Source organism: Sphingomonas changbaiensis NBRC 104936 (genome assembly GCF_000974765.1).
In the GTDB taxonomy this organism is placed as follows: Bacteria; Pseudomonadota; Alphaproteobacteria; order Sphingomonadales; family Sphingomonadaceae; genus Sphingomonas_B; species Sphingomonas_B changbaiensis.
In genome coordinates, this window is record NZ_BBWU01000033.1 from 13259 (window position 1) to 32539 (window position 19281).

At 62.5% G+C, this 19281-nt stretch carries 16 protein-coding genes; 11 read left to right on the forward strand and 5 right to left on the reverse strand.

The genetic code is table 11. From position 1 onward, the window contains the following. Positions 1–559: 559 nt before the first annotated feature. A complete protein-coding gene (locus SCH01S_RS16420) occupies positions 560–727 on the reverse strand; it encodes a hypothetical protein (protein ID WP_157032863.1) in 168 nt (55 codons plus the stop codon). After that, a complete protein-coding gene (locus SCH01S_RS08405; protein ID WP_046348357.1) occupies positions 712–1632 on the reverse strand; it encodes a transglutaminase family protein in 921 nt (306 codons plus the stop codon). Before SCH01S_RS08405 ends, SCH01S_RS16420 begins: the two co-directional genes overlap by 16 nt. A 57-nt stretch (positions 1633–1689) precedes the next feature. Here SCH01S_RS08405 and SCH01S_RS16425 point away from each other — a divergent pair, with 57 nt between their 5' ends. The 6 genes from SCH01S_RS16425 (at position 1690) to SCH01S_RS08435 (ending at position 10238) form a co-directional block, all read left to right on the forward strand. Then, entirely contained in the window at positions 1690–1923 is a 234-nt protein-coding gene (locus tag SCH01S_RS16425; protein ID WP_046348358.1) for a hypothetical protein, read from the forward strand. Between the two features lie 621 nt (positions 1924–2544). Then, entirely contained in the window at positions 2545–3687 is a 1143-nt protein-coding gene (locus SCH01S_RS08415) for an extracellular catalytic domain type 1 short-chain-length polyhydroxyalkanoate depolymerase (RefSeq protein WP_046348359.1), read from the forward strand. 46 nt (positions 3688–3733) lie between these two features. After that, positions 3734–4972 carry a cation:proton antiporter gene (locus SCH01S_RS08420; protein ID WP_369385534.1) on the forward strand — a complete coding sequence of 413 codons (1239 nt, stop codon included), beginning with the start codon at positions 3734–3736 and terminating at the stop codon, positions 4970–4972. Between the two features lie 130 nt (positions 4973–5102). After that, on the forward strand, positions 5103–6137 hold the full coding sequence (locus tag SCH01S_RS08425) for a chemotaxis protein CheB (protein WP_046348360.1): 1035 nt from the start codon (positions 5103–5105) through the stop codon (positions 6135–6137). A gap of 121 nt (positions 6138–6258) precedes the next feature. Next, entirely contained in the window at positions 6259–9807 is a 3549-nt protein-coding gene (locus SCH01S_RS08430; RefSeq protein WP_052733861.1) for a chemotaxis protein CheB, read from the forward strand. After that, entirely contained in the window at positions 9804–10238 is a 435-nt protein-coding gene (locus SCH01S_RS08435; protein WP_046348361.1) for a response regulator, read from the forward strand. Before SCH01S_RS08430 ends, SCH01S_RS08435 begins: the two co-directional genes overlap by 4 nt. A 113-nt stretch (positions 10239–10351) precedes the next feature. On the opposite strand, the gene SCH01S_RS08440 is transcribed toward SCH01S_RS08435, so the two are convergent. After that, positions 10352–10987, reverse strand: coding sequence for a tyrosine-type recombinase/integrase (locus SCH01S_RS08440; RefSeq protein WP_046348362.1), 636 nt, complete (start codon positions 10985–10987; stop codon positions 10352–10354). A gap of 414 nt (positions 10988–11401) precedes the next feature. On the opposite strand from SCH01S_RS08440, the gene SCH01S_RS08445 reads away from it, so the two are divergent. From SCH01S_RS08445 to SCH01S_RS08460, 4 genes are all read left to right on the forward strand, one after another. Then, complete coding sequence (locus SCH01S_RS08445; RefSeq protein ID WP_169746375.1) at positions 11402–12328, forward strand: helix-turn-helix domain-containing protein; 927 nt, start codon at positions 11402–11404, stop codon at positions 12326–12328. A 175-nt stretch (positions 12329–12503) separates the two neighbouring features. Continuing rightward, positions 12504–13382 carry a PEPxxWA-CTERM sorting domain-containing protein gene (locus SCH01S_RS17480; RefSeq protein ID WP_439645805.1) on the forward strand — a complete coding sequence of 293 codons (879 nt, stop codon included), beginning with the start codon at positions 12504–12506 and terminating at the stop codon, positions 13380–13382. 311 nt (positions 13383–13693) lie between these two features. Next, positions 13694–15151 carry a hypothetical protein gene (locus tag SCH01S_RS08455; RefSeq protein ID WP_217995427.1) on the forward strand — a complete coding sequence of 486 codons (1458 nt, stop codon included), beginning with the start codon at positions 13694–13696 and terminating at the stop codon, positions 15149–15151. Between the two features lie 304 nt (positions 15152–15455). Continuing rightward, entirely contained in the window at positions 15456–16013 is a 558-nt protein-coding gene (locus SCH01S_RS08460) for a hypothetical protein (RefSeq protein WP_046348365.1), read from the forward strand. A gap of 1207 nt (positions 16014–17220) precedes the next feature. On the opposite strand, the gene SCH01S_RS08465 is transcribed toward SCH01S_RS08460, so the two are convergent. Then, on the reverse strand, positions 17221–17406 hold the full coding sequence (locus SCH01S_RS08465; protein ID WP_046348366.1) for a hypothetical protein: 186 nt from the start codon (positions 17404–17406) through the stop codon (positions 17221–17223). Positions 17407–17652: 246 nt separating this feature from the next. On the opposite strand from SCH01S_RS08465, the gene SCH01S_RS08470 reads away from it, so the two are divergent. Further along, positions 17653–18270: a PilZ domain-containing protein gene (locus SCH01S_RS08470; protein ID WP_084689471.1), complete on the forward strand. Its 618-nt coding sequence runs from the start codon at positions 17653–17655 to the stop codon at positions 18268–18270. Between the two features lie 271 nt (positions 18271–18541). Here the strand turns inward: SCH01S_RS08470 and SCH01S_RS08475 are convergent, their stop codons facing one another. After that, on the reverse strand, positions 18542–19072 hold the full coding sequence (locus SCH01S_RS08475; protein WP_046348368.1) for a YdcF family protein: 531 nt from the start codon (positions 19070–19072) through the stop codon (positions 18542–18544). Positions 19073–19281 lie beyond the last annotated feature (209 nt).

A 19281-nucleotide genomic window follows, 5' to 3' on the forward strand; every position in this document is an offset into this window, starting at 1 on the left:
CTCGTATCGCAGCACCCGCCACGAGCATCGCCGCGACTGAGAGATGCTTCGTGCTCCCGCTCAATCGAGGAGACGCGGCGTGGGTATCCATCAGTCGACTGCACCCATTAGTGACGGGCGATTTGCGACGACTTCGGCAGTATCGCCCAGCGGTTCCGAGGCGGATGCCCTCGAAGCCGCACTTGTCGACATGACCGCAACCTTCTGCAGCGATTTCGCGAATGGATTGGTGGGACAGCGGCACAACACATACGGACACCGCTCGCGCATTCTTCGTCAGATGTCAGGAAGGCTCGCGGTCATGCGCGAGCAAGACGGGTGGGTCACGTCATGAACTCGCGCGAAGAGGCACCGACTGAGGTTCACGCGCTGTCCATGGATGTCGCAGCCGCTGAGATGCTTCGATACGGGATCACACGGGTGCCCGCCGATATCTTTCACTACCGCGAGTATCGCTATGCTCGGCTCGCCGACGCGCTCGCCCAGGCCAAGCGTGACGCGAAGGGGGCTGGCGCCCCTGCAGAGCCTAAATAGCTGGGTGAGGCACCCGCGCGCACGGTCACGGGCGCGGTGGCACTTGGCGTGCCTCATAGGTGCGCTTTTCCTTCCGCAGACGGCGGCGATAGGCGCGATCGTGAGAGTGATAAATGCGGTATGCGACGAGAGCAGCGACCAGCAGCGTCATGATCAGTATCAGGCTGTAGGCGACGATCAAACGAGTTTCCATGGTCCGTCCTTTCGGCCGAGATCGGCGGTCTGGTTCGCCACCGAGACGGTGACATCCACTGTCATCCCTAGGAAAGCATCGGCGGTACCGACGTACCGGCCATTGACGGGGCTCAGTTGGGCAATGTTCCGGCCAACGGCGACGGGCACCAGTTGCGCTTCGCCCATACGTCCGTTTGTGGGATCAAACGCGATCCACCCCGCGCCGGGCAGGTAGACTTCGGCCCAGGCGTGGGTGGCTGCGTGTTGGTTGCTTCCATCGGAGAGATCGTCCGAGATCAGCGCGTCGAAAAGATAGCCGGACACCGCTCGGGCCGCGAAGCCGAGGTGCCGTGCCGCCTCGATGAACAGTGTGGCGAGATCGCGGCATGAGCCGGAGCCGAGATCGAGCGTCTCCTGTGGAGACTGCGTCCCCAACTCTTCACGCATGACATAGGTTGTGCCGATGCAGGCGGCTGCATTCACGTCTTTCAGCAGCGACAGCGTGTCGGTGTCAGCGCCATGCACCAGCGCCGATGCCCAGGCCCCAAGCTGGTCTTCAGGGTCGGCATGTTCGGGTGTCAGCAGCGCGCCCAAGTCCCTGCGATCGTCGCTTGAATAGTCGAACGGGAAGCGGTGTGCGTACGGCGCGATGGCGAAGATGGGCCAGGCAGAGGCGGTCTGTTCGACCACCATCCGGTTGGTGATCACGAGCCTTTCCGCCGGGTGGAGGAAGGAAGCGGTCGCGATCAGGTTACCGAAGACATCCTGCGTCCACTCGAGCGCCGGTGTCGGCTCGCAGCCGATTTCGGCGCTGATCACCCGAAGGGCATGCGAGCCGCGCGGGCTGAGCATCATCCGGTGCGGAAGGATCTCGACCGGGATTCGGTATGCGTAGGTCGTCACATGGGAGATTTGCAGCCGCATTCCCTCGCCCTTTTCGCTATCCGCCGGCTACAAACGGCGGCCCCGACCCACGTCGGCATGTCCACGGTCTGGATTCTCACTCAAGCTGCGGAGATCAGCCAGCGGAGGCTCACCCACTGTGCGGTGCGCGTGCGCAAATTCTCGGCTGAGCAATTTGCGACCCTCCCGCAGCCCGGCGGCGAGGCCTTCCTTGGCCCATGCGGCCGCGGCCGCGTCGGCTATGATCCTGACGTTGTCGAGTGTGGCAGCGCGCGAGAGCGCCCGGTGATGCGCTTCCTGGACGCGGCATAAGATCAGCGATGGCTGCACGGAACGGCCTTTCCAGAGGCGAGGAAGGGGAATCGGCCCTTCTTGAGGGGCTGAGTGGGCGGCGTGCCCTTCAATGAAGGATTGGACGCATTCTGCTTCGGAGGCGCCGGCTTCTTCGGCTTACGCGCCTCGCGGTTGCCGCGTTGTTGTCCCTTGGCCATGTAGTAATCCTTTTCGAAACCCCCTCGGGCTGGTGGTCAGCGTCTGAAAAGCGACAGGACCGGGCGAGCGCCTGCTGCGCAATGCGGCCTGCCGAATTGTGCGTGCGCCAGCTTCTCCGCCTCGGTCGTCTGCATTTGAGCGACCGCGGCGATGCGCCGGGCAGGCCGAACGAAACGGGTGCTGGGAGTGGTTTGCACGAACATGCTCCGCGTCAGAGCGGGAGCGTGAAGAACTCTCAGTCGCGGCCAAGCTCGAGACGGACGGCGCGATCAAAGGAATATGGAGACGCCAACCTCGCCACACCACCCCACTGGCCAAATAATCCGGACCTTCCCTCAGGTCCAACGTCTTGATTATGAAATTGTGCACTGCAGCAACCTCACCGACACCACGGTCGTTCTGCAGCTGTCAGGGCTTTCGCCGTGGCCAGGAGAAAGCCGCATGCGAAGCTTGAATGACACTCTCACTCGCCTTTCCGCGTTACGAAGCGCGTCGCCGGGACCACCAGGCATCGCGAGCCAAGACCGGTTGACGGACCTGCCGGCGTTCGGCTCAAACCCGGGCGCGCTCCGGGGCCGCTTTTACGTGCCCGAACTACGCCGCTCGTCCGCACCCCTGGTTGTCGTGCTGCACGGTTGCACTCAGGATGCCGCCGGCTATGATCGTGGCTCGGGCTGGTCCCAGCTGGCGGATGAACAGGGATTCGCGCTGCTGTATCCCGAGCAGCAACGCGCCAACAACGCCAACCTGTGCTTCAACTGGTTCAATCCAACCGACACGCAGCGCGATTCCGGCGAGGCGCTGTCCATCCGCCAAATGGTCTCCGCAATGGTCAGCGCGCACGAGCTTGATTCCGACCGAGTCTATGTAACCGGCCTTTCTGCAGGCGGCGCGATGGCGTCGGTGATGCTCGCCACTTATCCAGATGTATTTGCCGGGGGTGCGATTATCGCGGGCCTGCCTTATGGCACCGCCACGTCAGTGCCCGAGGCGTTCGACCGAATGCGGGCGCATGGCGGACCGCCGGCGGCAGCGCTCGGTGCACTCGTCGCAGCGGCATCCAATCACCGCGGCCAGTGGCCGACGATATCGGTCTGGCATGGTGACAGCGACTCGACCGTGAGCGCCGCTAATGCGGCCCTAATCGTTGAACAATGGCGCGCGCTCTATGGGGTTGCAGCCCAGCCAACCGCGATCGAGGACGTCGATGGGCACCCACGCCGCATCTGGCACGATGGCAACGGGCGGGAAGTGATCGAGGAGTATCGCATTTCGGGCCTCGGCCACGGCACTCCACTCAGCACTTCCGGCGGCGCCGCCTGCGGCACTGCCGGGCCGTATATGCTCGAGGCGGGGATATCTTCGACACGACAGATCGCCCGTTTCTGGGATCTTATGCCAGCACAGGCGGAAGCTCGGACAAGGCCAGCGCCCGCTGCCGAACTGCGAGCGCCTCCAGCGCCCTCGACGCTCACCATGCCCGCGATCGAGCGGGGCAGAGCGCAGTCAGTACGACAGTCGGCAACGGGCGACGTAGGACGGGTGATAGAAGATGCCCTGCGCGCCGCAGGCCTGATGCGCTGACCGCGGCAGCGGAAGGACTTCATTGGAGCTCTCGCACTCTCTCTACGTGCTGCTGCTGACCGGGGTAGGTGCGCTGGTGCTGATGACGGCGTGGCTGCCGATGCTTCTGCGCAAGGCACCGCTGTCATTGCCGATCCTCTGCGTGGGCGCGGGAGCGGCCTTGTTCGCGCTGCCGGCGCTCAAGCAATTCGCGGTCCATCCGCTGGAATTCCCGTTGATGGTGGAGCGGTTGAGCGAATTGGTCGTGATCGTCTCGTTGATGGGCGCGGGGCTAAAGATCGACCGGATGATCGGGCTGCGCAGCTGGGCACTGACCTGGCGGTTGCTTGGCATCGCGATGCCGATCACCATGCTGATCGTCGCGTGTCTCGCATGGGGGCTGACGGGAGCGAGTGCGGCTGCAGCCCTGCTGATCGCTGCCGTGCTCGCGCCGACCGACCCGGTGCTCGCTAGCGACGTTCAGGTAAGCGGCCCCGGCAAAGGCACAGAGGATGAAGCGCGCTTTGCATTAACATCGGAGGCCGGGTTCAACGACGGCTTTGCCTTCCCGTTCGTCCATCTTGCGATCACGCTGACAGCGGCAACATTCGTCGCCGGCGATCTGCTGGAGTGGTTCATACGAGACCTCCTGTGGAAGACGATCCTCGGCGCAGCAGTGGGCTATGCCATAGGCCGGGGCCTCGGCTATCTGACCTTCCATCTCCCGATGCGCGCTAACCTCTCGCGCACCGGGGACGGCTTTGTCGCGCTGGGGGCGACGCTGCTCGCTTACGGCGTGGTCGAAACGCTGGGCGGCTTCGGTTTCCTGGCTGTTTTCGTGTCGGCACTCGCGCTTCGCAACGCGAGCCGCGATCATGAGTATCACCAACGGCTTCATGGCTTCGCAGAAGAGGCGGAGCGGCTGCTGATGATGGTGCTGCTCGTCCTCTTCGGCGGCATGGTCGCCTTTGGTGGTCTGCTCGCGTCTTTGGACTGGCGGATGCTGGTGTTCGTCACCGGCGTCCTGCTCGTTGCACGTCCGGCCGCTGGCCTCTTCAGCCTGCTTGGATCAAATTTGCCTTGGCGCGAGCAACTGGTGATATCCTTCTTCGGTATTCGGGGGGTGGGCTCGATCTACTATCTCGCATTCGCGCTCAACCATGCCTCCTTTGCCGATCCTCGCCGGCTGTGGGCGATTGTCGGCGGCGTGGTGCTCGCGTCGATCCTCCTGCACGGCATCACGGTGACCCCGGCGTTACGGCTGCTCGATCGCTGGCAGCGGCGCCGAGCCGAAATATCCCCGTGATGCCATGCCGATCTCCGGGTGAACGTGTGATCGGGCCCTGCAGCTGCTCGCTGTCGAATATCAAAGCCCAAGCGGGCCACATTGGCCAGCAGGCCACGGAACGCGCGCGCGTATAGCCCGTTTCGGATGGATGAACGATCAGCCGCTCCCGGCTGTGCCGACAATCATCGCCATCGGCACCTCTGCCGGCGGGGTGGAGGCTATTCGCGCGCTGGTCGCGCAGCTGCCAGAGGATTTGCCGGCAGCAGTATTCGTCGTCCTCCACATCGGCGCCCACAAGAGCGAGCTGCCCTGGCTGCTGAACCGGGCCGGGCCGCTGCCGGCCAGCCATCCGGCGGACGGCGAGCCGATCCTGGCTGGCCGCGTCTATGTCGCGCCGCCGGACCATCACATGACTGTCGATCTCGGCATCATCCATTTGACTAAAGGCCCGCGCGAGAATTGGGCGCGACCGGCGATCGATCCGCTGCTGCGCAGCGCGGCTGCGGCCTATGGTTCTGCCGTCGTCGGCGTCATCCTGACAGGTGGCCTCAATGACGGGACGGCCGGGCTGATCGAGGTCAAACAGCATGGCGGCATCGCGATCGTGCAGGACCCGATGGACGCCGCGAATCCGAGCATGCCGCGCAGCGCGCTCGCCCATGTCGCTGTCGATCACTGCGTTCCGCTGGCGGAAATGCCGCGCCTGCTTACCGGCATCGCCAGCGGGCGCGCGACGCCGGCTCGCATCGACAAGCGAATGTCTGTTACGCTGGAGACCGGCGCGAACGGCCCGGGGAAGGATATGGACGCCCAATTCACCCAGCAACACCCGGTCGCGGTGACCTGCCCGGATTGCGGCGGGGCGCTGCGCGAAACCGAAACTGGTAGCCTGGCCCAATATACCTGCCATATCGGCCATGTTTACACCGCCGACGTGATGCTCGCTGCGCAGTTCGTCGCGCTCGAACGCGCGATCGAGGCGGCCATGCGCGCGCTTGGCGAGCGTGCCGAACTGTGCCGGCAGATGGCCGTAAGAGCCGACGGGCAGAAGGGCGACGGCGGCGAGTCCTGGACGGCGGCGATGCACGAGGCGCTCGAACAGGTCACTCCGCTTCGCACGCTCGTGGTGCGCGAATGGATCCACCCGGATTCCGAAGGTGTTCCGCGCCTATCTGATCCTTGAGATTGATATAACAGTAAGAAATCGCGAAACATTTGTTTGAACCTGGCATTGTGTTACAAATCGACGACCTGAGGACTTGCGCCGGCCATCCGTCCAGAGCCCCCGCGAGAATGGAGAGTTCATGGGCAAAGCCAGCCGTCCCGTGCGGTCCGCCCATTCGCGGCCTGATAAATCGAAAGTAAAGGACGGCGCCTTCCCGATCGTCGGGATTGGCATGTCGGCGGGCGGGCTAGAGGCCGTCATCCCCTTTCTGAACGCAATGCCTGCCGATAGCGGCATGGGGTTCGTTCTGGTCCAGCATCTAGAGCCGACCCGAACGAGCATGCTCGCCGAGCTGCTCGGCAAGCAGACCAGAATGCCGGTCGTCGACATCGAAGACGGGATGCGGGTCGAGCCGAACCGCGTCCATGTCATCATTCCGGCAAAAACCCTGCTGATCAAGGACGGCGTGCTGCGGCTGGTCGAGCCCGAAGAGCCGCGCAGCCAGCGCCACCCGATCGATAAATTCTTCGCGGCACTTGCCGAAGACCAGCAGGCGCGGGCGATCGGCATCGTCCTGACCGGTGCGGGCAGCAATGGCACGGCGGGGCTGCTCGCGATCAAGCAGGGCGGCGGCCTGTGTATCGCGCAGGACCCGGAGACAGCGGCGTTCGACAGCATGCCGCGTCACGCGATCGGCTCCGGGGCCGTCGATTATGTGCTCGCGCCGGACAAGATGCCCGAGGCATTGCTGGCCTATGCGCAGCATCCCTATCTCGACGGCGATGGCGCATCCGAGACGCTTGAGGACGGCAGCGAGGCCGACCTGAACGACGTGATGGCCTTGCTCCGCGCTCGTTCGGGCCAGGACTTCCGCCGCTACAAGCCGAACACGCTGCTGCGGCGGACGCATCGGCGCATGGGCCTCGTTCGTATCGAGCGGCTCGACGATTATCTCGCCATGCTGCGGGAGAATCCGGCCGAGCTGGACGCCCTGGTCAGGGATTTGATGATCAACGTGACTGCCTTCTTCCGCGACCCGGAAGCATGGGAGGCGCTCGATCGGGAAGCGATTACGCCAATCATTGCCAAGGCAGTGCCGGGCCAGGCGATCCGGGCCTGGGTGCCGGCCTGCTCGACCGGAGAGGAAGCCTATTCGATCGCAATGCTGCTTACGGAGCGTGCCGAAGCGGCAAACAAGCGTCTCGAGGTCAAGGTCTTTGCGACCGACCCGGGCGAGCATAATCTGGTGGTCGGGCGCAGGGGCGTCTATCCGGCGAGCGTCGTCGAAAGCCTGTCGCCCGAGCGGCTGGCCCGCTTCTTCGACCGCGCTGGCGAGGACTATCGGGTCAAGCCCGAAATCCGTGAGACGGTGCTGTTCGCACCGCAAAATCTGCTGACCGACCCGCCTTATTCCAAGATGGACCTGGTCAGCTGCCGCAATCTGCTGATCTATCTCCAGCCCGAAGCGCAGGAGCGCGTGCTGGCGCTCGCCCATTTCGCGCTGCGCGACGGCGGATTCCTGTTCCTAGGCAACGCCGAAACGATTGGCCGGCGAGACAATTTGTTCGCCACGGTGTCGAAGCGCTGGCGCATCTACCGGCGGGCGGGCGGCGGGCGGTCGAGCCCTGCCGACTTCATCGGCAGGCCCGCGCGCGAGGCGCAGGAAAAGACCGCGGTTGCCGCGCCACGGCTCGCCGACATCGCCGTCAAGGCTCTCGCGGAGCGCTTCGGACCAGCCTCGGTCGTGATCGACCGGCATTACAAGGTGCATCACTTCCACGGCGCCACCGACACCTATCTGGCGCAGCCGTCTGGCGCACCGACACGCGACCTGCTCACCCTGGCGCGTGACGGCCTGCGGCTTGCTGTGCGCCGGGCTGTTCAGAAAGCGGTCGACGACGGGGGTTCAGCGACGGTCGAGACCGGGCGCGGTGGACGGACCGAGCCCATTGCGATCACGGCGTCATCCCTCGACGGCGACGATGGCGAGACCCTTTTCCTTGTCAGCTTTGCCGGCGGTCAGACCGCGGCTCACCAGCACGCGCCGTCGGCCAGGGCGGTTGAGCACAGCGGCGAACGCGATTTCGAAGAAGAGCTGAAGGCGGCGCGCGACGAACTGCACAGCACGATCGAGCAATTCGAGACCGCCAACGAAGAGCTGAAGGCGGTCAACGAGGAAGCGACCAGCGTCAATGAAGAGCTGCAGGCGACCAATGAAGAGCTCGAAGCCTCGAAGGAAGAGCTGCAGTCGCTGAACGAGGAGCTGAACGCGGTCAATGCGCAGCTGGAACGCAAGGTGCACGAGCTGGAGGAAGCGGGCGACGATCTCCGAAACCTGCTCGCCGGCAACGAGATCGCGACCATCTTCCTCGACGCGCGGATGCGGATCAAATGGTTCACGCCGACGGTGCAGGAGCTGTTCGATCTGGTCGAGCAGGATGTCGGCCGGCCGCTCGCCAACTTCGCCCAGAAATTTGCTGACGGCGACCTGATCGGCAAGGCGCGTGCCGCGATCGAGCGGCTCGCAACTTATCAAGAAGAAGTGAAGGCCGAGGACGGCAAATGCTTCCTGCTCCGTGTCCAGCCTTATCGGACGCGCGACAACCGCATCGCCGGAGCCGTCGCCAGCTTCATCGACATCACCGAACTGAAGGCATCGCAGGCGCGGATCGCCGAGGCGCGCGACTATGCCGAAGCGATTGTCCGCACGGTTCACGACCCGCTGATCGTGCTCGACACCGATCTGCGGGTGCAGTCCGCCAACCCAGCCTTCTACAAGACTTTTCAGGTCTCCCCTGCCGAGACCGAGGGAAGGTTGTTCTTCGAACTTGGAAACGGGCAGTGGAACAACGCAGGGCTGCGGCTCGCTCTCGAAAAGCTCTTGCCGCAACAGGGCCAGGTCGCCGCATTCGAAATCGTTCACGAATTCCCCGCAATCGGTCCCCGTCGGATGGTGCTGAACGCCAACCGGATAGCGGGCTATGACGATCGCCCGGACTTGATCCTGATCGCCATTGACGATGCCTCCATCCGCCTAGACGCCGAGCGCCACCAGGCGATGCTTGTCGGCGAGCTCAGCCACCGGGTGAAGAACACGCTGGCGGTCATCCAGGGAATCGCGACCCGCACCATGCGGAACAGCGAATCGCTGGCCGCGTTCAATGATACGTTCCTCGGCCGCATTCATGCGCTCGGCCGGGCGCACGATATGATCTTGAACAGCGGCTTCAGGACGATCGAGCTCGGCGTTATTATCGATCTGGCATTGAAGCCGTTTCAGGACGGCGGCCAGATACGCATTGCGTCCGGTCCTGCCGTTTGGCTGGGCCACACCGCCAGCCAGTCGATCACGATGCTCCTGCACGAGCTGGCGACCAATGCCGTCAAATATGGCGCCTTGTCCGTTGCGGCCGGAGAGGTCGCGATCGGGTGGCGGCTTGACGGCGATGGTGATGGCAGGCGCGTCGTCATCGAATGGGTCGAAAGCCACGGTCCGCTGGTGAACCCGTCGCCGCGCGCCGGCCAGGGCACGCGCTTGATCGAGGGCAGCGTCGCGTACGAATTGCACGGTAAGGCACGCCTCGAATTTGCGTCGGCAGGCCTTCGTGCGGTCATCGACTTTCCGCTCAAATCCACCGATACTGCGCCGGACTCGCGACCCTCTGGAGAAGAGGAAACCGTTCGATGACCGACGGCAATGGCTCCGCGTCGCGCTCCGCCCGCGTCTTGGTCGTCGAGGATGAATTTCTGATCGCCGATCACCTCGCGATGACGCTAGAGGATCTGGGCTATGATGTCGTGGGCCCGGTCTCCACAATCGACGAAGCGCTCGCGGTCATTCGTGATCAAGCGCTCGACGCAGCCCTGCTCGACGCCAATCTGGATGGGGTGAGCAGCGCCGCAATCGCGAAGGAACTCAGCGCCCGCGCCGTGCCCTTCGTGGTGGTCACCGGATACGGCGGACTGCCGCTTGAATCCGCCATTCTCGACGACGCGCCGCGCGTGGCGAAGCCGCTGGTCGCTTCTAAGCTTGCGGGAGCACTGGCCGAATCTCTGGCGCGCCGAGGTCGCTGGCGCAGCGGCAACGGACGAAACTGGCGAAACTCATCACGACCCTGATCGCTGCGACGTCCGATTTGGACTTTGGCCAAGCGAACGCGACGTTCGACATCGCCTAGGAGCTGCCTCTGATAGGCTGGCGAGCGCTGCGGAGGCACTCGCCAGCGGGCACCTCAGACGTCAGTGCCCTCTGACAGGGCGAGCGCGTCTTCCAAGTCTACGCCGAGATAACGGACTGTGCTCTCGATCTTTCGATGTCCGAGCAGGATTTGAACCGCTCGGAGGTTTCCCGTTCGCTTGTAGATTAGCGACGCTTTGGTTCGGCGCAGCGAGTGGGTGCCGAACAGAGCAGGATCTAGCCCGATCGCTGTCACCCACTCGTCGACCAACCGAGCATATTGACGCGTGCTGATGTGATCGCTTCGATCTATGCGGCTCGGGAACAGGAAATCCTCAGGCCTGCCGCTACCTCGGACACGGAGCCAGGCGCGCAAGCTCTCACGAGCAGTTTCGCCGATCTCGAACGACACCGGTGTGCCGGTCTTCTGTTGGATCACCATCGATCGCTGGCGAACTTGTCCGCCGACAACGACATCCCCGATCCTCAACTTGACCACGTCGCAGCCGCGCAGCTTGCTGTCGATCGCGATGTCGAACATCGCCCGGTCGCGAGTGCGTTTCTCGTGCTCCAGGTGAAACCGAATCTCCCATACCTGCTGTGGCTTCAGCGCTCGCTTGGGCCCGATCGAGCGGCCGGCGTTCCAAGCGACACCTGATGTCCGTTCATGATGTTGCTGATGATAGTACATCTGTCTTCTCCAGAGCTGCGGAATGCAGCGTCTGAACAGCGCGACAGAGCGGCTGGAGTTGGCCGATAACTGTCCTGCGGGTCAGCCACATCGCTTCGGCAACCGGACATCACGACAAGGCCAGCGCATGACAGGAGGCGCTCTGCGTGAGCGTCGAATTATAAGGCCATGTGATCTGTGCCCGCGCATTTTCCGGTCGCGGGAGATCGGGCCCACAACTGCATCCGCGAGAGGGGCGTCAAAGCGAACTTTTTTGGCCGATATTATCGACTCCGGTCGTGCGCAGAGTGCCGCAACCGTGCGCTTTACAGCGCGTTTCTGAGCGATCGAGATGCTTCGACGGGGGCGTCACGACTGCAACGGAGGGTTCGATCGGCACTGAGGTAAGCAAAAGATATGGAGCCAGGGAAAGCTGTGCGTGCGGCCGAACTCGACCGAATGCTTGAGCGTCTTGAGGTCAGGCTCGATGCCTTCGCCATCTGCGAGATTGAGAGCGGCTGCGGCCTGCGCTGCGATCCATTTGACCGGACCATCGTTCATTTCGTGCTGCAAGGCTGCGGCATGATCGAATGGTCCGAGGCAGGGAGGGTGGCGATCCGTCCAGGCATGATCATCGTCGTGCCGAAGCGTATGCCCAAGCAGATCAACGGCGAGGGGCCGGTTCAGAAAGTCTTCGACGCCAACGAAGTATGCCCATTGGCCGGCGGCATGGTAAAATTTCGCGCCTGCCGCACGAAATCCGATCTCATCCTTGGCTGCGCCTCCGTCGATGCGACTATCTTCGATAGGCCAAATTATTTGGACCAGCTATCCACGCCTGTTTCCGAACATATCGGTGACGGCGCACTTTCGCTGTTGTTCAAAGCAATGCTTGCCGAACTTTCCTCGGTTGGCGTTGGCACCCGTGCGATCGTCTCGGCAATCATGAAACAATTGATGGTAATGTTCCTGCGCCGCCATCTCGAGCGATCATTCCCAGAAGACGCGCTTTCGCTCCTGGTCATGGACCAACGCTTGAGGCGCGTGGCGAGCCTCATTGTGGATCGCCCCGGGGAGGCGCACTCCCTCGAGAGCCTCGCCAGAATAGCCGGCATGAGCCGGTCGCGCTTCAGCCAGCTTTTCCTCGCCGCCTATGGCGAAAGCCCCACACATTTTCTGAGCTCGGCGCGACTGACGCGAGCGGCCCGGCTGCTTGAGGATTCCAGCTTACCCATCAAGGCAGTTGCCGGCACCATCGGCTATGCAAGCCGCAGTCATTTCTCAAGAGTTTTCCGAGAGCGATACGGTGTGGACCCGAGCCAATTCCGCGAGGCACATCGCCAAGGGATCGCGGCGAAATAACTGACTTCGGAATCGCTGGGTTTGGCATCCGAAAGCCTCGGATCCGCTGACGCCTATAGTGGCGATACGATACGACACCCATTCGAGCTGATCTCGCACCGGCCTGCGGGAACATCGCAGATGCTGGCGCGGTTGCGCAACGGGTCGAGCGGACTGGGCCAGGGAGAAGGGTGACATGACAATCAGATTTACCGTCGGCCGTGAAGGATCGCGTCCGGCCGCGCTCATGACCAGCAAGCTTTTGCTCGCCAGCGCGGCGCTTATTTTGACCTCGGGTCCGGCGCTCGCGCATCCGCAACAATTTCATACGACCTTCACCGCGTTGAATAAGGATGCGCCACTCAACAAGGTCGGCCTGAATCCTCACGCTTCGGCGCAGGTCACCTACAATCACGACGATGATTCGTTGCATGTCCTCATCCAGGGCACCGGCTTTGAGCCGGGAATCCCGCATGTCGCCCATATCCACGGCAATCTCGTCAACCCGATGACGACCGGCAGCGGCGCCCTCGATTCATTCACGCCGACATCGGCCCAGGATGTCGACCACGACGGGTTCATCGAACTCTTCGAAGGCCTGACCCGCTACGGCCCGATCCTGTTTGACTTCGAGAATATCGACTCCAACATGGACGGGACGATCAACTACGACCAGACCTTCAATCTGCGCGATCCGAATGCGCCGTTCGGGTTCATCAACCCGCTGGACCCATCGCAAGGCAGATATGGTATTACCGATCTGGTTGGCCTCAGCTTCAACCAACTCGCGCTGCGCGAAATGGTCATTCACGGCCTCGTCGTGCCGCCGGGCGTCGGCATCGACAATCCCAACCAGAACCCGCCGACCGACGATGAGATCAACGGTCACAGCAGCTTTGCCCCCGATCCGGGCCCGGGGGGAGAGTTCGGCCACACGATCGTCTTCCCCGTCGCATCGGGCGAGCTGGTCGCCGGCGTTCCCGAACCCGCGACGTGGGCGCTGATGATCGCCGGCTTTGGCCTGGTCGGCGCGGCAGGCCGGCGCAGGCAGCGCGTCTCGGTTCGCGCGCTGTAAACACCTGGGATCCGGGGAACGACGGCCACTTCGCGCGGCGTTCCCCGTCTTCGCGCAGGCCTGCATACGACCGTGAGTATTCTGCGACGAAGATAGCCGGATGCGGATCAGCACCGCGCGTCGTTTGCCTGCGTTGAACTGCGTCAAACGGGAGAACATTTATGTGGTCGCGGCCGAATTCGTCCAGGTTCCTGGTAATCTTCGCAGCCGGGATTTCCCTGATCGCGGTTGCATCCTCGGCACGGCCAACGGCGCCGCGTGCGAAACCTCCGGTCAGCACAGCGAACGGTCCTGCCGATCAGGGACCCCGGATGCCGCAGCAAATGGGCGACGTGGCGCTCGGACGCGAAGTGTTTCGCTTCGAAACCTTCGGCAACGAGGGGTTCTGGACCGATGCGGTTCGATTGCCCGCCGGCATCATGGCTGCGAAAGTCACGCCGCTGCAGGCGCTCCAGCTCGGTCTCCAGGTCGATTCCGATATGGTCGACCCGGCCACGAAGGCGGAACTGGCGAAGGAACTCCGCGCCGACCCGAGCGGCCGGTCATCGCGGCTGCTGAACGACCCGAACGTCACGACCAAACTCGTCATGGCCGGTGCGGTGATCGGCATGTCACCGAAAAACGGGAAGGTCGGAACCAGTTGCGCTCTTTGTCACACGATGACCGATGCGTCGGTCTTTAAGGTGCCGCAGGGCGGCTCGGTCGGCCGCCGGCTGGATGGCCTGGCCAACCACAACATTAATCTGGGCAAGATTTTCGCAACTGCCGCCAATACGCGCGCCCTCTACACCATTGCCCAACTGCAGCTCGACGCGAACAAGGGGAAGACATTGGGCCGCGCGCCGCGCGGACTCACGGCGACCTCAACGGAAGCCGACTTCGACGCCTATTTCAGCAATCCGCGCTTCTATCCGATCGGGATGTTCGACGACACGTTCGACGGCAATGGCGATCCGATGCACAATACGCCGCTGTTCGAGCAAGATCTGGCCGCCCCTTACGGGAGCGAGGGGACATTCACCAGGATCGACGACTTCAGCAACTTCGTCTTCACCACCCTTTTCGACCAGACGATGCTGACCACGCCGGGCGGACGCGCGTTCGTCCATATGCTGGCCGGCGCGGCCGGAGACGAGATGATCGACAACTACGTCAAGATTCTCAACGACACGCGTGTTGTCGGATATCCGTTTGTCGCCGCCCAGGCCCGGCAAGCCGGCAAGCCGGGGACACTGACCACGCCGATCGGCTTCCGTGTCGACGGTCGTCGACTGCTGGCGTTGAACGCTTATTTGGCATCGCTCCCGGCTCCGACAGGCATGAAGAGCGATTCGTCGGCAATCATGCGTGGACGTCAGGTATTCCGCACGTCTGGATGCACCGGCTGCCACAATGTCGACCAGAGCCGGCCGGTGCCGACCACCATTCATGCAATGGCCCAGATTTTCCCCGGCGATCATCCAATAATGCTGGCGCCCCGCCAGCCGCCGCTCAACGCGATCGTCAACACGCCAAACTCGTTCTTTGACGACAAGATGGCCGTGGTGAATGCAAGCCTGCGCGGCGAAAAGCGGGGCATTGCGATGCCGCTGCTGCTCGATCTGGCGCGCAAGCCGGTTTTCCTGCACGACGATTCGGCCAGCAGCCTCGACAATCTTCTGAACGGCAGCCGAGGCCGCACCGCGCCACATCCCTTCTATGTGCCCGATCGCCGCCGCCGTGCCGATGCAATTGCTTATCTAAAGAGCCTCGATTCTGGCGTCAGATAGCTATGGGCGTTGTCGGCGTATTTGGCGAATTTCATATCTGACGCGCTAGACCCGGGCGCGGCACCGACCGGTTGAAATCCACCTTTTGTGATCGACTCAGTCGGTCCGCGTCGGAAGTGACGAACGACCGCTTCTAAGCATTCGGGAATTACTGTCTTATGTCGCAGATGGGCGCCATTCGGCCGGCGAGGGCACCGGCGTGGATCCTCGGTCAGAATGTCAGGTTCGGGCAGGTTGCGGACATAAGCTATCCTTAACCGAACGGATCCCATGAGCCCCCTGTTTTCTAATATGGGGCTGTGGAATGAGAGGCCGGATTATCGGCGTATATGCGCTGCTAAGCGCAGGTGCTTCACAGGCGCACCCAGTCGACGAACCTTACGCGAATGCCGGTGCCTGGGAAATTACGGCGGGCAATCACGGCGCATGCATGATGCAACGCTCGTATGTGTTGCGGGATAACGGTGACGAACAAACACTCATCATCTTCTACGACGATCAACGGAAAGGTGCTGTGCTCGGGTGGGGAACCCACAAACCGAAGCTTCCGCCACTCAGCAACGCGCTCGAATTCCAGCTTTCGTTCACGCGGACGGGCTCATCGTTGAACGAAGCGTGGGGAAGCCAGTCGTTCGATATTCAAAAGATTGGAGATGAGTACAGGTTCGGCCATGTCTTCAAAGGCTCGACAGACAGTGACCGTTTCCTTCGCGATCTTGCTTCCAGCGACACAATCGGGCTGTGGTTCGGCCCAACCTTGATGATGGGTTTGCCACTTGGTGCATCAGATGCAGTTGCAAAGCTGCGAGAATGTTCGTCGAGGATCGCCGAACAGGATACTTCAGGTCGCTTGCAAAAATAGCTGCTCCCGGAGTCAGCTTTAGGTCGGAAGCGGACCTTGAGCTCCGGTCCTCGCGAACGTCAGCTTACGCGCTCGACGATGATCAACCACGACGACTGAGTTGGGCGCTCATCAGCCCACCGGCCCGGTTTGCCGTGAGCAGATCAGAATGCCGGTTTCCGGTGGAGAGCGGGCATTGCTCGGCTACAAAGATTGAATGTTGCACCTTCTTGACCAGCAGAACCCTGCACTCGCCGGGATTGTGCTTGCCCTCATCCTGATCTTCTGGCCGCCCCCCCAAGCGGCGCGAAGAGGAGGAGAAAGGCAGGCGCGCCTTGCTGAACTAGATGATGGTGCGTAGGAGGCGTTCTTTGAAGAAGAACGGGCTCTCCGAGCTTACGGACCCAATACCGCGGGCCCGTTCCACTTCTGGGGCGTCCTGCTTCTCCTTCTAAGCGCTTCCATGTTGTTCATTTAGGGTCCGCTAAGGGTCGCGAGCGGACCTCCAGCGGCGTTGCTCGGTAATGTCTGCTATCCCAAGCGGCCGGCGCAATGCGGAATGTCGCGACATCGCTGCAAAGACGGGCGGCCCATCAGATCGCTGAGCCGCCCGGGAGGTTTGCGGGGAGGAACCCCAGCCAACGAACGGTTGGCGGCTAAGATAGTTTCTTCGCTCCCGCATTGACCAAGCCAATAGTGGGTTCCATAGGTGGAACTCGGCTGAGCGCTCACAGGAATGCGACGCGCTGACTAGCGACATCGTCTGACGAGCGCGGCGGCCGGTATGTGCAGGCGTCAGTCCTCATAACGGTCAGCTGAGGGCCAAGCTCCGGGGGGAGGCGGTGGGGGTCCCTGCCTCCACACATCAAGGTCATGTAGCCACTGCTCAAAGGCACAAAGATAATCGGGCGGCCAGACCAACTGGGCCATCTGGTGAAGCCTGCGCGCTGATTGACGAAACCGCTCACGCGTTGCCGAGTCTTCGAATCGCATGGAACATTCATACCTGCCACGGTCTGGTCAGGAAAAGTGTCCTAATAATTCCTCCGGTTCTTTAGCGCAGGCGGCCGCGGCCGAACGTCCGATGCGGCAAGTCGCGTCGTGCTTTTGAGATCCGCTGTCCATTGCGCTTGACCGGAGCGTATGACTCTCAGGCCAGCCGCTGCATCGAAAGTCCGCTTGAGCACGACGCACCCGGCCAATCTCCGCCCGACAGCCGCTTAGAAGCCTAGCTCTTGATCGGCCTCACCGTGACTAAATTGTCGTTTTCGCCGCCTTCTAGTTGCTGGGCCTTTTCCAGATAGTCCTGTGCCATGAGGCGAAGCGACGCTGTCGTCCTCTCATCTGCACAGGACCAGGCGAGGCGGAAGCAGCGCTCAGCCTGCTGGCGGAAATAGATAGCGCTGTCAGTCATATGCGGCCGTTATCACTATGTCGGGTGCCCGACAATGCACGGACACGATCGGAGATAGCCTCTTGTGCATGTTGATCCTCAGTCCAAGCGCCTGCGACTCCCGACAGCGCTCAGCCATGCCGATCGCAGTGTGCGCAAGAAACCGCCGGCAAGGCCGCGTCACCGTAGATCTACGGAGCTGGGCTTAACCGGTGCTGTTCCGGCTCGAACTAAAGACCTCTGAAACAAGTCGGTAGGTGGACAGGAATGCTGAACGCTCTCAAGAAAACCTTCCTTCGCCCTCTGCGGCAAGAAGAGGCATCTGCTGACCATCGTCGGCATCCACGTCGGGCCGTGGTGCTGGACGCAGTGATCTACGCGATCGACTACTTCTCGGATGTCATCATTCATAACGTGTCCGCCGACGGGTTTATGGGTGAGGCTGACGTCGAACTCACCATCGGTGAAAAGCTGCACCTGACCCTGGACGACAAGGCATTTCAGACCGGAACTGTCCGGTGGACTGAAGGAAGGACATTCGGCGTCGCTTTCGATACGCCGCTCGCCCGGACTGGCGCTGGCGATGATGACGTCGATTACGGCTCGATGCCCGAGCACAAGCCGCGCGGGCGGCGTTCCATGTTGAACATTCCAGCGCGGTTGAACCTGGGCCGCCCGCCCGAGCCGGCGACCGTGCAGAACGTGTCGCAATCAGGCATGCTGCTGGAAACCGCAGCCAACGTCGGCGCCGGCCAGCACCTCCTTGTAAAACTTGGCGACCGGTCACCGGTCGCCGCTGTCGTCAAGTGGCGCAAGGATGATCACATCGGAATTGAGACCGCGGAACCAGTCGGCATCCTTTCGTTGGTGTATTCGAGCAACTGAGCTGGACGAGCGCTAAGGCGCTGCAGCCGCCCTCTATAGAACCTCAGCCGCTTGTCCGCTAAGGGTCGCGAGCGGACCGTGGGCGGCGGTGATCGCGAACGTCAACTATTCCGAGCGGCAGGCGCTATGCGGAATGTCGCCAATGGGCGCTGATCGGACCATCCCAGGTCCGGAATGCGAATGTCCGTTTCCGAGCGGTCTGGACGCGCGGCGGACATCCCGAAAGGGCGCAGTCGGCAATTGCTCCTCATCTCGGACGCGGGCGCAGTTCCTATAACGTTATCGTTGGATGACGGCGATCGCGCCAAGCGGCGCAGATCCCGGCAACGAGATCGTAGGGGATCGCGGCGCATTCGCGCAGCCACATTTTCAGCCACAATTGCTTTCCCCGGCGAGGGGGTAACTGCACCGGCAAACTGGAAAATCCGAGGAGCCAGAACAGCATTCGCACTCGCGGCTGATGATAGGAATCTGTGCAAGACAAGATTGCCGCGTATCCATTCGCGCGCGCATGAGCGGCAGCCGCCCGCACCGTTTGAAGCGTATCCCCGCTGACCTCGTCCAGCGTCAGTCGCTCGGCGGAAACATTGCCCGCCAACAGTGCGGCCATCACCGAAGCTTCCGAAGGTGGATGGTCCCCGACCTTCCCCGAGAGAAACAGATCCACGCTCGGGTCAGCTTCCGCCGCGGCGGCCGCGTAACCAACGCGACGGGCCAATGTCGGGCTCGCGCTCCCGTCGGCGCGCACGGCCGCGCCAAACACGACCGCAAGCGTGCGCTTGCCTAAAGCGGGTGCTGTCATATCCTCCGTTTAGCTGGACTAGTGATCGCCGGGAAAGCGCCGCGACGAGTTCGAGGCACAAAGCCCATGACCTCGATTACCTTGTGAATGGCCGGATATGGAAGCGACGCACCATTATGCAAACCGCGACGATGCGGCGCGAAGCAGGCGCTCGACGCGGAGGATTCCCACGGCTGCAATGGGCGCCGTTCGGGCCGTTCAAGATCCAG

Coding starts and splice junctions, on each gene's coding strand:
- SCH01S_RS16420 (WP_157032863.1), bottom strand. CDS start 727: ATGGAAACTCGTTTGATCGTCGCCTACAGCCTGATACTGATCATGACG.
- SCH01S_RS08405 (WP_046348357.1), bottom strand. CDS start 1,632: ATGCGGCTGCAAATCTCCCATGTGACGACCTACGCATACCGAATCCCG.
- SCH01S_RS16425 (WP_046348358.1), top strand. CDS start 1,690: ATGTCCACGGTCTGGATTCTCACTCAAGCTGCGGAGATCAGCCAGCGG.
- SCH01S_RS08415 (WP_046348359.1), top strand. CDS start 2,545: ATGCGAAGCTTGAATGACACTCTCACTCGCCTTTCCGCGTTACGAAGC.
- SCH01S_RS08425 (WP_046348360.1), top strand. CDS start 5,103: ATGAACGATCAGCCGCTCCCGGCTGTGCCGACAATCATCGCCATCGGC.
- SCH01S_RS08430 (WP_052733861.1), top strand. CDS start 6,259: ATGGGCAAAGCCAGCCGTCCCGTGCGGTCCGCCCATTCGCGGCCTGAT.
- SCH01S_RS08435 (WP_046348361.1), top strand. CDS start 9,804: ATGACCGACGGCAATGGCTCCGCGTCGCGCTCCGCCCGCGTCTTGGTC.
- SCH01S_RS08440 (WP_046348362.1), bottom strand. CDS start 10,987: ATGTACTATCATCAGCAACATCATGAACGGACATCAGGTGTCGCTTGG.
- SCH01S_RS17480 (WP_439645805.1), top strand. CDS start 12,504: ATGACAATCAGATTTACCGTCGGCCGTGAAGGATCGCGTCCGGCCGCG.
- SCH01S_RS08455 (WP_217995427.1), top strand. CDS start 13,694: ATGCCGCAGCAAATGGGCGACGTGGCGCTCGGACGCGAAGTGTTTCGC.
- SCH01S_RS08460 (WP_046348365.1), top strand. CDS start 15,456: ATGAGAGGCCGGATTATCGGCGTATATGCGCTGCTAAGCGCAGGTGCT.
- SCH01S_RS08465 (WP_046348366.1), bottom strand. CDS start 17,406: ATGACTGACAGCGCTATCTATTTCCGCCAGCAGGCTGAGCGCTGCTTC.
- SCH01S_RS08470 (WP_084689471.1), top strand. CDS start 17,653: ATGCTGAACGCTCTCAAGAAAACCTTCCTTCGCCCTCTGCGGCAAGAA.
- SCH01S_RS08475 (WP_046348368.1), bottom strand. CDS start 19,072: ATGACAGCACCCGCTTTAGGCAAGCGCACGCTTGCGGTCGTGTTTGGC.